Raw genomic sequence first — 14,718 nt, 5'->3', positions numbered from 1 at the left:
TCTTTGCCGCACATCAGATCGCAGCGATTGATCTGCGCGACCCCAAAACTGTCAACTATGTCCCCGAACAGGTGTAAGCTATGTCTCCGGGCTGAACACTTCGCTCGCAATGACGCAGAGAGAGGAGCTGCAAACTCGGTGTCATTCCGGGGCGCGGCTCGCGCAAGCCCCGGAATGACGCGGAGGAGAGCGTTGGCTCTACAGCTCCCTTGCATTGCTGAACGCGAACGAGCTGACGCGCCGCGTCGTCTCATCCAGGATCAGCGTCCGCGTGATCGGCGGCTCGGCGCGCTGGGCGCAGTTTTCGCGTTCGCAGAGCCGGCAGTTGACGCCGATCGGAGTGCCCTCGGCTTTCTCCAGATCCATGCCGGCGGCGTAGACGAGGCGCGACGCATGCCTGATCTCGCAGCCGAGGCCAATGGCGAAGCGTGGCTGCGGCAGCGGATGCGGCGCGACCGGGCGGCGGACCATCTGGGCGATAGAGAAATAGCGAGAACCATCGGGCAGCTCGATGATCTGCTTCAGGAGGCGGTCGGGTGTGTCGAAGGTCGAATGCACGTTCCACAGCGGGCAGGTGCCACCGAACTTGGAGAACGGGAAGGTGCCCGACGAGAAGCGCTTGGAGACGTTGCCGGCATTGTCGACGCGCAGCATGAAGAACGGGATGCCGCGGGCGTTCGGGCGCGACAGGGTCGTGAGGCGGTGGCAGACCTGTTCGAAGCCGGTGTTGAAGCGCTGCGCCAGCACGTTGATGTCGTAGCTCAGCGCCTCCGCAGCAGTGAGGAACGGCGCATAGGGCATCATGACGGCGGCGGCGAAGTAGCTCGCGAGCGTCATGCGGTAGAGCCGGCGCGCGGTGTCGTCGATGGCACCGGCACGGCCGATGATGAGCTCGAACTGCGGCAGGCACTCGGCCATGCCGAGCTGGACCGCGAGCTGGAAGGTGCGTCCGGGCCCGTCGACCAGTTCGGAGATCAGGAGCTGGCGGCGATGGCGGTCGTAGCGGCGCAAGGTCTCGCGCATGACGTCGACCGGCATCACCCGCGTCTGCACCGAATGCTTTTCGCGCAGACGGGCGGCGAGCGCCGCATAGAGCCCTTCGGCCGGCACGTCGAGCGCGTCACGCAGGCTTTCGGCCTGCTGCTCGAGCTCGGCGAAATAGTTGCGGTTGGCTTCGATCAGGTCGCGCACCCGCTCGATCGGGTTGGCCTCGAAACGGGCGCCCTCGTTGCGGTCGGCCATCTGCGCTGCCACCAGGGTCTCGCCGCGGCGCGCCTCGGTGTAGGCCGCGTACAGCCGCTGCAGCGCGTGGGTGACGCCGGGGCAGAGCTCGGCGAGATCGCGCAGCTCCTGCTTGGGCAGCTCGATCTGGCGGAACAGCGGATCGGAGAAGATCTCGTTGAGCTCGGCGAAGAAGCGGTCCTCGTCGGCGCTGGCCAGGTCGCGCAGGTCGAGGTCGTAGGTTTCGGCCAGCCGCAGCAGGATCTGGGCAGAGACCGGGCGCTGGTTGCGCTCGATCAGGTTGACATAGCTCGGCGAGATCCCGAGGCCCTCGGCGAGCTGGGTCTGCGACAGCCCCAATTGCTGGCGGATGCGCCTGAAGCGCGGGCCGACGAACAGCTTCTTTCCGGATTCGCCGGGCATCTTGATCCCCTGGGGCCAGCCGGGCCCTTGGGCTGTGACAATTATTACAAAATGACATTTATGACAAGTGATGATGTTACATGACATCACCATTCGAAAACAAGGGATCTGTACGAAACAGCCGGATTCGCGTTTATCTCCTGTCACGCAATTCGCAATGCACTGTCAAAGTTGTGACGGTTCAAGGAGAGTCTCATGAGCAGCAATTTCTGGGTGATCGGCGGCGAGTTCGGCTCGATGAATTTCCACAAGCTGGTGGAAGGCTCGGCCCAGGTGAAGGGTCCGTTCAAGTCGCGCAAGGAAGCCGAGGACTGCTGGCGCGAGGTGTCCGAGGAGAACCGCCACAAGGCTGGCGTCCGCTTCTCGATCGTCGAGGAGCCGCAGCGCGCTCCGGCGGCCTGACCGCCGATAAGGAATGCATTGCCGGGTATTTGAATAAGCTCGAGGAAGAGCCCAAGGACGGGGCGGTCTCAGCCGGGTCATTCCGGAGGGGCCGCCCACGTCCGTTTGTGGTTACGACGGCGTGCTTATAACCCATTGAAGATGAAAGGGGATTGCAGAATACTGGGTTACTGCTAGGTTAACACGGTGGGAACCTGGCGAAACCAGGGCCGAACCGTGAAAGCGTGAGCGATGTCCGAGGCCGCCGATAGCAGCACAGACTCCCGCCCCGTGCGCCTGCGCGAAGCGCTGCGCCAGGCCCGGATCGAGGCCGCAGACCGAACAGGCGTGGTGGTCGACCTGCGCGACGCCGAGGTGGCGCGGCTGGAGATCCTCAACGATGCGCTCGACCCGCTGTTCGCGGAGATCCCGAGTCAGCTCGATCTGTTCGATCGCGGCATCAGCCAGGGTGAGACGCCGCGGCTGTGGATCGACGTCGTCGCCCATGTCGTGATGGGACGCGACAAGCGGCAGTACCGCTTTGTGCAGGACACCCGCAACGGCCGCATCGTGCTCGCCGAGTCGCACGACATCGCTGCGATCGTGAAAGCCGTCACCGACTACGTCGCCCGACGCATGGTCGAGCGCGAGCGCGCCTTCAGCGTCGCGCGGGCTCAGGCGAGGACGATCGCCGAGGCGCCGCGCCGGCGCGGTGGGATCTGGCCGTTCGTGCTCGGCTTCGTGCTCGGCGCGCTGTCGCTGTTCGGGGTCGCATTCTATGCGAGCCTGCAGCAGATCTGACGGCCTGGCCGCGACTCAAAGCAGGCGGACCTCGCGGATCTCGCGCACGCGCAGCGCCTCGTTGACCGCGCGCACGGTCATGTCGCAGCGCCAGTGATTGCCGTCGCTGCTGATGGCAAACATGTTGTAGGCCGCGGCCGGATAGTGGCCATGCGCGATCGAGGAGGCCGAGGGCACGCCGACGACCGGGATCTTGCGCTCCGGGCCGTCGATCCAGAGCGTCGAATGCACGTGGTCGTGGCCGTGCAGGATCAACTCGACGCCGTGGCGGGCGAGCAGCGCGATCAGCTTCTTCGCGTCGGTCAGCCGCTTCATCCGGTGGGCCGAGCGCAGCGGATGATGCACCAGCAGCACGCGGAACAGCTGCTCGTGCGCCAGCGATTCGAGCATCTGCTCCAGCGCAGCGAGCTGTGCGCGGCCGAGCCGTCCCGTCGCCATGAACGGCGCCGAAGGCACGGCAGAGGACAGGCTGATCAGCGCGAGCGGCCCGCGCCGGCGCAGCGACGGAAACGTGGCCGGTCCCTCGGCATCGCCGCCGAAATAGTCGGCAAAGCTCTCGGCGAAGCGCAGCCGCGTCGAGCGCACATAGGCGTCGTGATTGCCGGGAATCGCGGTGACCCTGTCCGGCGGCCCCACGGTCCGGAGCCAGGCCTGGGCGATGGGAAATTCGGATTCCAGCGCGAAATTGACCAGATCGCCGGTGACGGCGATCTGGTCCGGCATCTGCGTGTGCAGGTCGGAGATCAGCAGATCGAGGATGTCGCGGCGATGGTATTTGTAGCGATTGCGCGTCCAGTTGAGATAGCCGAGCGCGCGCTTGCCGGCGAGCTCCGACAGGCGCGGCTTGTGCTGTGGCGCGAGATGCGGGTCGGACAGATGGGCGAGCGTGAAGGCAGCCATTATGCCCCTCGGTGCCGATGGCGGATGCAAGCGCGCCCAGATGTCATCTCGTGCTATCCCTCGTGGTGCCCGGCTCTCATGACAAGCCCTGCCAGCGAGCGCAAGAACAACCAGGACGACGACAGCGATGACGACATATCTGAGCCGGCTGCGGATCCGGCTCGAGCCCGCGCTCCGGCGCGGCTTCCACCTCTATTGGCGCTTCGCCCGCGGCATGACGCTCGGCGTCCGCGGCGTGGTGCTGGATGCCGAGAACCGCGTGTTCCTGGTCCGGCACGGCTATGTCTCGGGTTGGCACCTGCCGGGCGGCGGCGTCGAGGTCGGCGAGACGTTCATCGAGGCACTGACGCGGGAGCTGTTCGAGGAGGGCCGGATCGCGCTGGAAGGCGAGCCGGAGCTGCACGGCATCTTCCTCAACGGCCACGTCTCGCCGCGCGACCACGTCGCCGTCTTCGTTATCAAAAGGTTCACGCAGGACCGGCCGCCGGAGCCGAACCTCGAGATCGTGGAGACCGGCTTCTTCGCCCGCGACGCGCTGCCGGAGGGAACCACGCTCGGCACGCTGTCCCGCCTGCGCGAGGTGCTAGACGGCGTTAAGATCATTCCCACCTGGCGGCCGGAACAGCACGTTGCCGCCGGATCATTATGAATTTCTGCACCGAATGAGGGCAGTCTCCCGTCCCGTGGGAGAGGGGTCGATGATATCACCTTCGATGCGGATCGCCGTGCTGGTGCCCTGCTACAATGAGGAGGCCGCGGTCGCCGCCGTGGTCCGCGATTTCAAGCAGGCGTTGCCGACGGCCACCGTCTACGTCTACGACAACAATTCCAAGGACCGCACCATCGAGGTCGCGCGCGCGGCCGGCGCCGAGGTGCGCTCTGAGCGGCGGCAGGGCAAGGGTCACGTCGTCCGGCGCATGTTCGCCGATGTCGATGCTGACATCTACGTGCTGGTCGATGGTGACGCGACCTATGACGCGCCGAGCGCGCCCGGCATGGTTGCGCGTCTCGTGAGCGAGCGGCTCGACATGGTGGTGGGTCTGCGCGTCGACCAGGAGCAGGCCGCCTACCGCATGGGCCATCGCACCGGCAACTGGATGCTGACGAGCTTCCTCGCCGAGGTGTTCGGCCAGGCCTTCAAGGACATCCTGTCCGGCTACCGCGTATTCTCGCGCCGTTTCGTCAAATCCTTCCCGGTGCTCTCCGACGGCTTCGAGATCGAGACCGAGCTGACCGTGCATGCGCTGGAGCTGGCGCTGCCGGTCGCCGAGCTCGCAACGCCATACTACGCGCGGCCCGAAGGGTCCGTCTCCAAGCTCAACACCTGGCGCGACGGCTTCCGCATCCTCGGCACGATCCTGAAGCTCTATCGTTCGGAAAAGCCGCTGCGCTTCTTCAGCGCGATCGGCATCTTCCTCGCGCTGGTCTCGATCGGCTTCGCGATTCCGATCTTCGTCACCTATATCGAGACCGGACTGGTGCCGCGGCTGCCGACCGCCGTGTTGTCGATGGGCCTGATGATCATGGCGCTGCTGTCGGCCTCGTCGGGCCTGGTGCTCGACACCGTCACCCGCGGCCGCCGCGAGATGAAGCTGCTGGCCTACCTGTCACACGCCCCGATCGAGGGCTGATGCAGGCGGAAGCTTGTGTCCGTCCGCCGTTCCGGTCATGGTTCGGGCGTCAATGTCCTGAACGAGAGCACCGCCTCCATGCCCATCCTCAACAGCATCGCCGCGCTCGCCGACGACATGGCCGCCTGGCGCCATGATTTCCATGAACATCCGGAGTTGATGTACGAGGTGCACCGCACCGCCGGCATCGTCGCCGAGCGCTTGCGCGAATTCGGTTGTGACGAGGTGGTGACGGGCATCGGGCGCACCGGCGTGGTCGGTGTCATCCGCGGCCGTCGGACCAGTTCAGGTCGCACCATCGGCCTGCGCGCCGACATGGACGCGCTGCCGATCGAGGAAGCCTCGGGCGTGCCCTATGCGTCGAAGACGCCGGGCCTGATGCATGCCTGCGGCCATGACGGCCATACCGCGATGCTGCTGGGTGCCGCCAAGCATCTCGCCGACACGCGCAATTTCGACGGCACCGCGATCGTGATCTTCCAGCCCGCCGAGGAGGGCGGCGCCGGCGGCAAGGCGATGGTCGACGATGGATTGATGACCCGCTGGGGCATCCAGGAGGTCTACGGTCTGCACAATGCGCCGGGCGTGCCCGAAGGCGTGTTCGCGCTGCGGCCGGGTCCGATGCTGGCATCATCGGACCAGCTCGAGATCACCGTCCGCGGCAAGGGCGGTCATGCCGGCGCCGGCGTTCACAAGGCGGTCGACAGCGTGCTGATCGCCGCGCACATCATCACGGCGCTGCAGTCGATCGTGTCGCGCAACGTCGATCCGATCAAGTCGGCGGTCATCTCGATCTGCGTCGTCGAGGCCGGCAAGGCGATGAACGTCATTCCGGAGACCGTCGAATTGAAGGGCACCGTGCGCACGCTCGATCCCGAGGTGCAGGACCTGGTGGAGCGCCGCATTGCCGAGGTCGCCGACGGCATCGCCCGCACCTATGGCGGTGAGGCGACGACGAAATACACGCGGCTCTACCCGATCACGATGAACCATGCGCGCGAGACCGGCGTCGCCGCTGACGTCGCTCGCGACGTTGTCGGCGCGGAGCGGGTGGTCGACAATGCGCCGCCGCTGATGGGGGCCGAGGATTTCGCCTTCATGCTGCAGGCCCGTCCCGGCGCCTTCGTCTTCCTCGGCATGGGCGACGGCAAGGATTGCCACCACCCGGCCTATCGCTTCAACGACAACATTCTCGGCCACGGCGCGTCCTATTGGGTGCGGCTGGTCGAGAAGACGATGCCGGCCGATTGATGCCGGCGGCGTGGCGCTAGCTGCGAGCGGTCGCCTGCAATGACCGTTGGCGCCACTGCCGCGGGCTGCAGCCGCTCCAGCGCGAGAACGCACGGGAGAATGCGGACGCCTCGGAATAGCCGAGCAGGAAGGCGACGTCGCCGAGCGGCAGATGCGCTTGGCGCAGATAGTGGCGGGCGAGGTCGAGCCGCGTCACCTCGACGAGGTCGGAGAAGGTGGCGCCGAACTCGGCAAGCCGGCGCTGCAACGTCCACGACGTGGTCGACAGCGCCTCGGCGACCTCCTCGAGATGAAGCGCGCCGGCCGACAACCGCCGCCGGATTTCGCCACGGACCAGATCGAGGAACGCGGGCGTGCCGCAGGAGCCGGCGACACCGGCAAGATCTGTCGTCAGCCGCTGCAGGCGAGACAGATTGGCCTGGGGCATGGCGCGGTCCAGGCCGCGGTCGCGAAACACCAGCGCATTCGTGCCTTGTGACCAGCCGACGTCGGCATCGAAGGCTGCCTCATGATCGCGCCAGGCAGCCGGCCGGGCATGTTCGAACAGCACCATGTCGGGCGCCCAGCCCGATGGCAGGCAGGCGCGGAAGACGTTCGCGAACATGCCCATGGTCAATTCGGCGTCCTGCCGGCGATCGACGATCGAGCCGTCGAGAATGCGATATTCCAGCCGGAGCAAACCGTCATGGCGCGTGAGACGGGTTTCGGTCGCCTGCTGATGCCAGGGAAACCACAGCGCAAGATGCTCGATCGCAGAGCCCAGCGTCGGCGCCGCGAGTGCGATCTCGCCGATCAGGCCGAGCATCTGCGGCTGGTAGCGCTGGCCGAACCACAGTCCGAAATTGTCGTTACCGGTCTCCTGCGCGGCATCTTCCATCATCGCGACGTAGTCGGCGAGGTCGAGCGCGCGGCGGGTCTGGCCGAGGCATTCGGCATCGATGCCCACCCGTTCGAACACCGCCTCGGGGCGGCCTCCCGTCAGGGCGATGAAATCGGCGACACCGGTCGCAGCAGCGGCCAGAATGTTCCGGCTGCGGTCGCGCGGATGCTGGTGTTCGGCTGCGGGAGGCTGTGCCATGAAATCCTCGCCTTTGAGGACGTACGCCGTCGGTTGACACCTCGTAGTTATGCAAGTCACGTGCCTGCCGAAGCGGGCTATCGATAGAGCCCCCCGCGCAGGGACGCGGAGGGCTTGCCTTGATCCTGGATCTCGCGAGTCCTCGCGGATCAGTCGGCCATGGCGCGGGCCTCGGTCAAGGCGATGTCGAGCAGGTTGTCACTCGCCGCGTTGCCGCGCTTGCCGGCCGTCAGACGATAGAGCAGCAGACCGACGGCGAACAGCACCACGAAGGCCGCGAACACCTGCAGGTTGAACCAAATCATCGTGAGCAGCGAGAGCGTCGCACACACCAGCGCCACGGCCGGAAGCACGGGATAGAGCGGCGCCTTGAACGGCCTGATGAGGTTGGGCTCGGTGGCGCGCAGGCGGAACAGCGCGGCCATGCTCATGATGTACATCACGAGCGCGCCGAACACGCTCATGGTGACGATGTTCGCCGTCAGCGTCTGCCCGGCGAACTGGATGAGCTCGTCGGAGTAGATCGCGGCGATCCCGATCACGCCGCCGGCCAAGATCGCCCAATGCGGCGTGCGGCAGGTCGGGTGCAGCGCGGCGAGCTTGGCCGGCAGGAAGCCGGCGCGCGACAGCGCGAAGATCTGCCGCGAGTAGCCCATGATGATGCCGTGGAACGAGGCGATCAGTCCGAACAGGCCGATCCACACCAGCATGTGCAGCCAGCCGGAGTTTTCGCCGACCACGATCTTCATCGCCTGCGGCAGCGGATCGTTGATGTTGGCGAGCTTCGACCAGTCGCCGACGCCGCCGGCCATGATCATGGTGCCGAAGGCGAGCACGACGAGCGTCAGAATCCCGGCGATGTAGGCGAGCGGAATCGTCTTGGTCGGATTCTTGGTCTCCTCCGCGGCCATGGCCGCACCTTCGATCGCCAGGAAGAACCAGATTGCGAACGGGATCGCCGCGACGATGCCGCCGATGCTCGTCAGCGAGAACGAATTCTCACCGGCCCAGCCGTTGGCGGCGAAGTTGGCGAAGGAGAAACCGGGCGACACGACGCCCATGAACACCAGGAGTTCGGCAATCGCCAGGACCGTCACGAACAGCTCGAACGTCGCGGCGATCGATACGCCGGCGATGTTGAGGGCCATGAACACCAGATAGGCGCCGAGCGCGGCGGTCTTGGGCGACAGCGCCGGAAACTGGACGTTGAGATAGGCGCCGATGGCGAGCGCGATGGCAGGCGGAGCGAACACGAACTCGATCAGCGTCGCGAAGCCGGCGACGAAGCCGCCGAGCGGGCCGAAGGCACGGTAGGAATAGGCGAAAGGACCTCCGGCATGCGGGATCGCGGTGGTGAGCTCGGTGAAGGAGAAGATGAAGGTCGTATACATCACCGCGATGAAGATCGTGGTGACGAGGAAGCCGAGCGTGCCGGCCTTGTCCCAGCCATAGCTCCAGCCGAAATATTCGCCGGAGATCACCAGCCCGACCGCGATGCCCCACAGATGGAGTCCGGTCAGGCTCTTCGAAAGGGTCGGTTTGGCCTCGTCACTCATGTCCAGTCGCTCCTGTCTGCTTGTGATGGGTGATTTGGGATGACGATGTGGTCGTCTCGATCGCGGCATCCGGCGCCGCCTCCTTGAGGCCGATGCCGGTGACGCCGATCCGCAGCGCCTCGCGCACCAGCCAGGCCAGCTTGTCGGCGGCGCGCTCGGCCGAGAGCCCGTGGTCGTGAATGTTGGAAATGCAGTTGCGGGCGCTGTCGCGCAGGCCCGGCGCCGGGTGCAGCGTCAGATACACTCCAAGGGAGTCCGCGGCCGACAGACCCGGACGCTCGCCGATCAGGACCGCGACCAGCCGTGCGCGCATCGTGGCGCCGACATCGTCACCCAGCGCCACACGCGCCTGCGAAGCCAGCACGATCGGGCCGATGGACAGGCCCGTCAGACGCGCCTCGGTGGCGATCACGACAGCGGCGGCATGGTTTTCGACGGCATCCGCCGACAGCCCGTCGGCAATGATGAAGACGAGATCGTACGGACCGGATGTCAGCCTGGCGGCTTCCTCCGCGGCGAGGCGGCGCCCGAGGTCGGGCCGGCGCAGATAGCTGGCGCGGTCCGGTGCTGCACTCGCGACCTCGATCACCTCCCGCGGCGCGAGCGCGTCGGCGATGCCGTCGAAATTGACCTTGCCCCATACGGCATCGCGCGCGAGCGCATGCGCCATCTGGAATTCCAGCTTCGCGGCCGTCGGAAGCCCGTCGCCGGCGCGGCCGAGTGCGACGCGGGCGCGCGTCATCCCGCGCAGCAGGTCGAACGGATCTTCCCTCATGCCCGCGCTCCCTGGCCGATCAGCCGGACTACGGAAGGCGCGCTGCCCGGCAATGGCGGCACGCGGCCGCTTTGGTCGAGCAGGCCCATCCGCGCCAGCCAGGCCTCGAACTCCGGCGCCGGGCGGCGGCCGAGCAGATGCCGCAGCCGCATCACGTCGTGATGCGACAGGCTCTGATAGTTGAGCATGATGTCGTCGGCGCCCGGCACGGCGATCAGGAAGTTGACGTTGGCCGCCGCGAGCAGCAGCGCCAGATCGTCCGTATCGTCCTGATCGGCCTCGGCGTGGTTGGTGTAGCAGACATCGCAGCCCATGGGCACGCCGAGCAGCTTGGCGCAGAAATGATCCTCCAGCCCGGCGCGAATGATCTCCTTCGCGTCGTAGAGATATTCGGGACCGATGAAGCCGACGACGGTGTTGACCAGCAGCGGCGAGAAGACGCGCGCGACGGCATAGGCGCGGGCCTCGACGGTCTGCTGATCGAGGCCGTGATGGGCGTCGGCCGACAGCGCCGCGCCTTGGCCGGTCTCGAAATACATGACGTTGTTGCCGACCGTGCCGCGCTTCAGCGACAAGGCTGCGTCCTGCGCCTCGGCCAGCAGCTTCAGGGTCACACCGAAGCCGGCATTGGCAGCCTCGGTGCCGGCGATCGACTGGAAGACGAGGTCGAGCGGCGCGCCTTTCTCGATCGCCTGGATCGAGGTCGTGACGTGGCTCAGTACGCAGGACTGCGTCGGCACCTCGAATTTGAGCCTGAGATCATCGAGCATCGTGAGCAGGCGGATGCAGGCCTCGACATTGTCGGTCGCGGGATTGATGCCGATCACCGCATCGCCCATGCCGAACAGCAAGCCATCGAGCGTGCCTGCGGCGATCGCCTGGGGATCGTCGGTCGGATCATTCGGCTGCAGCCGCGACGACAGCCGCCCCTCCAGGCCGATGGTGGAGCGGAAGCGGGTCACGACCCGGCATTTGGCCGCGACGGCGACGAGATCGCCATTGCCGCAGAGCTTGGAGACCGCGGCCACCATCTCCGGCGTCAGGCCCGGCGCGAGGGCGGCCAGCCGGTTGGCATCCGCCTCCCAGGACATCAGCCATTCGCGCAATTCTCCGACGGTCAGCGACGCGACGGGCGCGAATGCGGCGGCATCGTGGCTGTCGAGGATGAGGCGCGTGACCTCGTCGCTCTCGTAGGGAATCAGCGGCTCGTCGAGGAAACGCCGCAGCGGCACGTCGGCGAGCGCCATCCGCGCCGCCACCCGCCGCGCGGCGCTGTCGGCTGCTATGCCAGCCAGCTCATCGCCAGAGCGGCGCGGCGAGGCGCAGGCCAGCAGCGTCTTGAGATCGTCGAACACATGAGTTTCGCCGCGATGGCGCGACCGGAACGCACCCGTCATCTTCGACCTGCCGCTCGTGCTGCGTCAGAGCGGTCCAAGCGGCCGCGATGGCGACCACAACGCTCATGAGCTGGGGCAGGTTAAGCGAGGGCGGCTCCGGAAACTTGACATCTTAGCACAATCTTCGGTCACGTCGCGCGAATGCTCAGAAAACTGGCATCGGTGACCCTCGGGGGCGGGCGAATGCTGTCAACACGTGGACGGCCCGCCATGGACCGCGCCGCTCCAGAATGCTATCTCGCCACCCCACATGAGTGACCTGTCCATTACGATCTCCGCCGAAAAGCCGGGCGACGCGCAGGCGATCGAGCGGCTGCATGAGCGCACCTTCGGCCCCGGCCGCTTCGTGCTGAGCGCCTACCGCTTGCGCGAGCATGTCGATCATCTGCTCGCGCTGTCGTTCACCGCCCATATCGGCACTTTGCTGGTCGGCTCGGTGCGGCAACTGCCGATCTGCGTCGGCGACACCAAGGCGCTGATGCTCGGGCCGCTGACGGTCGAGCCGCCGTTCCGCAAGCACGGCATCGGCCGCATGCTGATGGAGCGCTCGGTCGTGGACGCGCGGGCGCAGGGCCACCGCTTGATACTGCTGGTGGGTGACGCGGCCTACTACGCGCGCGTCGGCTTCAAGCCGGTGCCGAAGGGCAGGGCGATCATGCCGGGACCGGTGGATTACAACCGGCTGCTGGTGAACGAACTGATCGAGGGCGCGTTCGAGGGCGTCGAGGGTGCCATCCGGCCCGATTGGGATTACGCGAAGTAATCTCGGTCTCTCCGTCATTGCGAGCGAAGCGAAGCAATCCAGAGTTCCGCCCACGTCTCTGGATTGCTTCGTCGCTTCGCTCCTCGCAATGACGAAGGAGGGGGCGCAGATTGGTCGCGTTCTGCGCCCTCCTCGAATCAGAATTTGAGGTTGGCAAAGATCCGCACGCCGATGCCGGGCAGCAGCACCTCGTCCTTGGTGTAGGACACCGAATTACGGATCTTCTCGTTGAGCAGATTGTTGCCGACGAGGCCGACCAGCATCTCGCGCGCGCCGAACATGTTCGCATCGAGTTTGGTCCGGTAGCTGACCTCCGCCTTGAGCAGGTTGTAGCCCGGCGTCGGAGTCTCCGCGATCGGCGCGATGTCGTTCTGCGCGAAGGCGTGCAGCAGGTTGATGCGGGTCAACCAGTTGGCATCGCGCCAGAACAGGCCGCCGCCGACGCGCATCGGCGGAATCCGCGGCACGTTGGTGCCGTCCGCGAAGGTGGCGCGGACGACGTCGAACTGGTTCTCGATCCCCCAGATGCCGCTGCCGAGCGGAGCAACATCGAATTGGCTCTGGAACTCGAAGCCGCGGAACAGCGCGTTGCGCTGCGAGTAGACCGCCTGATTCAGCTCGGTGCCGGTGGTGCCGCAGGAGGCAAAATCGTCGCCGCACATCACGCCGGTCAGCCGGCGATAGATGAAGTTGCTGAACTGCGTGTAGTAGGCAGTGGCTTCGAAGCGGAACGGGCCGGTGGCCTTGCGCAGCCCGGCCTCGACGGTCTTGGCGGTCTCGATGGTCAGGTTCGGATTGCCGATGTCGAAGGTTGCGGTCGCATCATGGCCGCCGCGCGAGAACAGCTCGGCTGGCTTCGGCGCGCGCTCGACATATTGCGCGGTCACGCTCGCCACCAGATCGCCCGGCAGGTTCTGCAACAGGCCGACGCTCGCGCTCTTCGGCGTGTATGACGGATTTCGGGCGATGTTGGCCTGCGGCGTGCCGTCCGGCAGATAGTCGACCGGGAAGTTCGGCGTGGAGCCGTTCAGCGCGATGTGCTCGATCCGGCCGGCGACCTGCGCCTTGGTCGAGGGCGAGAAGGCGAACTCGTTGAAGACATAGCCGGCGACGCGGTTGTTGGTGTTGGGGCCGAACAGGCCGTTGAACACCGAGCCGGGATTGTCGGGGCTCGGCGCATTCAGCTCCTGGTGCCCGGCCTGCACGCCATAGGCGGTCGTCAGGGTGGCGAAGCGCAGATTGACGGGCATCATCTGCATCTCGACGCGCGCTTCCTGCTCGCGATTGGTGAAGGTCTGGCGCACGCCATCGGTGGTCGGGTCGGTGACGGCTGCAAGGCCGAGCTCATTGTGCCGATAGTCTGTCGCGCCGGCCCAGAACCGGATCGCGTCGATTGCCGCGGAGTCCGGGCGATACTCGCCCTTCGCGGTGATCTTGGTCTGGTGCGCATCGATCCGGGTCCGGCTGTCGGCGCCGCCGATGCCGGGGATGTGGTAGAGCGCATCGGTCTGCGTGATCGCGGCGCCGACGAAGCCGCCTGAGAAGAAGTAGCTGCCGCCGATCGAGGCGCCATCGTTCTGCGCGGCGGAGTTCGGTTGCCGGCCGTTCACCGGGCGGGTCTGGTCGAACAGATAGGGATAGCCGGGAATGGAGTAGTCGCCGGTCTTGCGGCCGTAGGCATCGGCATGAAGCGCGAAATTGCCGCCGCCGGCATCGAGCAGCACGCCGCCCTCGACGCCGCGGTCGACCGAGCTGAACGAGGTGCGCGTTTCCGCGGTAACGCAAGGCGCGCTGCCCGCGGCCGGAGCGCTCGCCGGCAGGCCATAGGTCTGGAACGGCGCGGTCGAACAGGTCGGCAGGGCCTGCGGAATGCGGTTGTTGGTGGCGCTGACGACGCCGCCGATCGAGGTCGAGCCGTAGCGTAGCGCCGCGGGGCCGCGGACCACCTCGATCTGGTCGCTGGTGAGCGGATCGATCGGGACGAAATGGTCCTCGCCGAGATCCGAGGCACCGCCGCCGCCGAGGCCGTTCTCGACGATGCCGACGCGGTTGACGTCGAGGCCGCGAATGATCGGCCGGCTCGATGCGCCCGGCGCGAAGCTCGATCCGGTGATGCCGGGTTTCGAATTGAGAAGGTCGCCGAGCGTGGCGGCGCCGGAGCGGCGCAGTTCCTCGTTCGGCACCACGGTGACGGTCGCGAACTGGTCGGTGACGACAGGCAGCACGCCCTGTTGCGGCGGGGGCGGCGCGGTCTGTGCCTCGCGCGCGGGCGCCGGCGTGCGTGGGCCGCTCCGGGCCACGCGCGGGGCGGGATTGGGCCGCGGCACCACCGGCTTGCGGGCACGGATCGGGCTCGGTGCGGTCACTGTGACCTCGGGCAGTTCGGCCGCCGGCTTCGCAGGATCGTCAGCGCGCGCGGGCGCACCCAAAACGCACAACATGGCTGCGGCGCTGCAGCCCGACATCAAGGCTCTCGACAACATCTTTCACTTCCTGATCCTGATCAGGCGTCCCACGTCTTTCGTTGCCGGCGGGATGCGC

General features: G+C 66.6%; 13 protein-coding genes. 6 read left to right on the top strand and 7 right to left on the bottom strand.

What is annotated here, in order from left to right; genetic code table 11:
• Positions 1-198: 198 nt before the first annotated feature.
• Complete coding sequence (locus QW861_RS20125; RefSeq protein ID WP_316193433.1) at positions 199-1,644, bottom strand: short-chain fatty acyl-CoA regulator family protein; 1,446 nt, start codon at positions 1,642-1,644, stop codon at positions 199-201.
• Positions 1,645-1,839: 195 nt separating this feature from the next.
• On the opposite strand from QW861_RS20125, the gene QW861_RS20120 reads away from it, so the two are divergent.
• Both QW861_RS20120 and QW861_RS20115 read left to right on the top strand, forming a co-directional pair.
• Complete coding sequence (locus tag QW861_RS20120) at positions 1,840-2,046, top strand: hypothetical protein (RefSeq protein WP_315717315.1); 207 nt, start codon at positions 1,840-1,842, stop codon at positions 2,044-2,046.
• A gap of 231 nt (positions 2,047-2,277) precedes the next feature.
• Positions 2,278-2,826, top strand: a complete 549-nt coding sequence (locus QW861_RS20115; RefSeq protein WP_315717314.1) for a hypothetical protein — start codon at positions 2,278-2,280, stop codon at positions 2,824-2,826.
• A 15-nt stretch (positions 2,827-2,841) separates the two neighbouring features.
• On the opposite strand, the gene QW861_RS20110 is transcribed toward QW861_RS20115, so the two are convergent.
• Positions 2,842-3,726, bottom strand: coding sequence for a metallophosphoesterase (locus tag QW861_RS20110; RefSeq protein ID WP_316193432.1), 885 nt, complete (start codon positions 3,724-3,726; stop codon positions 2,842-2,844).
• Between the two features lie 127 nt (positions 3,727-3,853).
• On the opposite strand from QW861_RS20110, the gene QW861_RS20105 reads away from it, so the two are divergent.
• The 3 genes from QW861_RS20105 (at position 3,854) to QW861_RS20095 (ending at position 6,608) form a co-directional block, all read left to right on the top strand.
• Positions 3,854-4,375, top strand: a complete 522-nt coding sequence (locus tag QW861_RS20105) for an NUDIX domain-containing protein (protein ID WP_315717312.1) — start codon at positions 3,854-3,856, stop codon at positions 4,373-4,375.
• A 49-nt stretch (positions 4,376-4,424) separates the two neighbouring features.
• A complete protein-coding gene (locus QW861_RS20100; RefSeq protein ID WP_316172763.1) occupies positions 4,425-5,357 on the top strand; it encodes a glycosyltransferase family 2 protein in 933 nt (310 codons plus the stop codon).
• A gap of 78 nt (positions 5,358-5,435) precedes the next feature.
• Positions 5,436-6,608, top strand: a complete 1,173-nt coding sequence (locus tag QW861_RS20095) for a M20 aminoacylase family protein (RefSeq protein WP_315717310.1) — start codon at positions 5,436-5,438, stop codon at positions 6,606-6,608.
• 16 nt (positions 6,609-6,624) lie between these two features.
• On the opposite strand, the gene QW861_RS20090 is transcribed toward QW861_RS20095, so the two are convergent.
• The 4 genes from QW861_RS20090 to QW861_RS20075 form a co-directional block, all read right to left on the bottom strand.
• Positions 6,625-7,686 carry an AraC family transcriptional regulator gene (locus tag QW861_RS20090; protein ID WP_315717308.1) on the bottom strand — a complete coding sequence of 354 codons (1,062 nt, stop codon included), beginning with the start codon at positions 7,684-7,686 and terminating at the stop codon, positions 6,625-6,627.
• Between the two features lie 149 nt (positions 7,687-7,835).
• Positions 7,836-9,242: an ethanolamine permease gene (eat, locus tag QW861_RS20085; RefSeq protein ID WP_315717307.1), complete on the bottom strand. Its 1,407-nt coding sequence runs from the start codon at positions 9,240-9,242 to the stop codon at positions 7,836-7,838.
• Complete coding sequence (gene eutC / locus QW861_RS20080; RefSeq protein WP_315826993.1) at positions 9,235-10,017, bottom strand: ethanolamine ammonia-lyase subunit EutC; 783 nt, start codon at positions 10,015-10,017, stop codon at positions 9,235-9,237. Before eutC ends, eat begins: the two co-directional genes overlap by 8 nt.
• Positions 10,014-11,414 (bottom strand): ethanolamine ammonia-lyase subunit EutB, encoded by a 1,401-nt coding sequence (locus tag QW861_RS20075; RefSeq protein WP_315826992.1) that lies wholly within the window; start codon positions 11,412-11,414, stop codon positions 10,014-10,016. Before QW861_RS20075 ends, eutC begins: the two co-directional genes overlap by 4 nt.
• Before the next feature lie 250 nt (positions 11,415-11,664).
• On the opposite strand from QW861_RS20075, the gene QW861_RS20070 reads away from it, so the two are divergent.
• On the top strand, positions 11,665-12,177 hold the full coding sequence (locus QW861_RS20070) for an N-acetyltransferase (RefSeq protein WP_315717304.1): 513 nt from the start codon (positions 11,665-11,667) through the stop codon (positions 12,175-12,177).
• Positions 12,178-12,314: 137 nt separating this feature from the next.
• Here QW861_RS20070 and QW861_RS20065 read toward each other — a convergent pair whose 3' ends face one another.
• On the bottom strand, positions 12,315-14,642 hold the full coding sequence (locus tag QW861_RS20065; protein WP_316172772.1) for a TonB-dependent receptor: 2,328 nt from the start codon (positions 14,640-14,642) through the stop codon (positions 12,315-12,317).
• Between the last annotated feature and the right edge of the window lie 76 nt (positions 14,643-14,718).

Source organism: Bradyrhizobium sp. SZCCHNRI1029 (assembly GCF_032487555.1).
In the GTDB taxonomy this organism is placed as follows: domain Bacteria; phylum Pseudomonadota; class Alphaproteobacteria; order Rhizobiales; family Xanthobacteraceae; genus Bradyrhizobium.
Note: the sequence above shows the minus strand (reverse complement) of the source record. Positions and strands in the feature narration are given on the sequence as shown.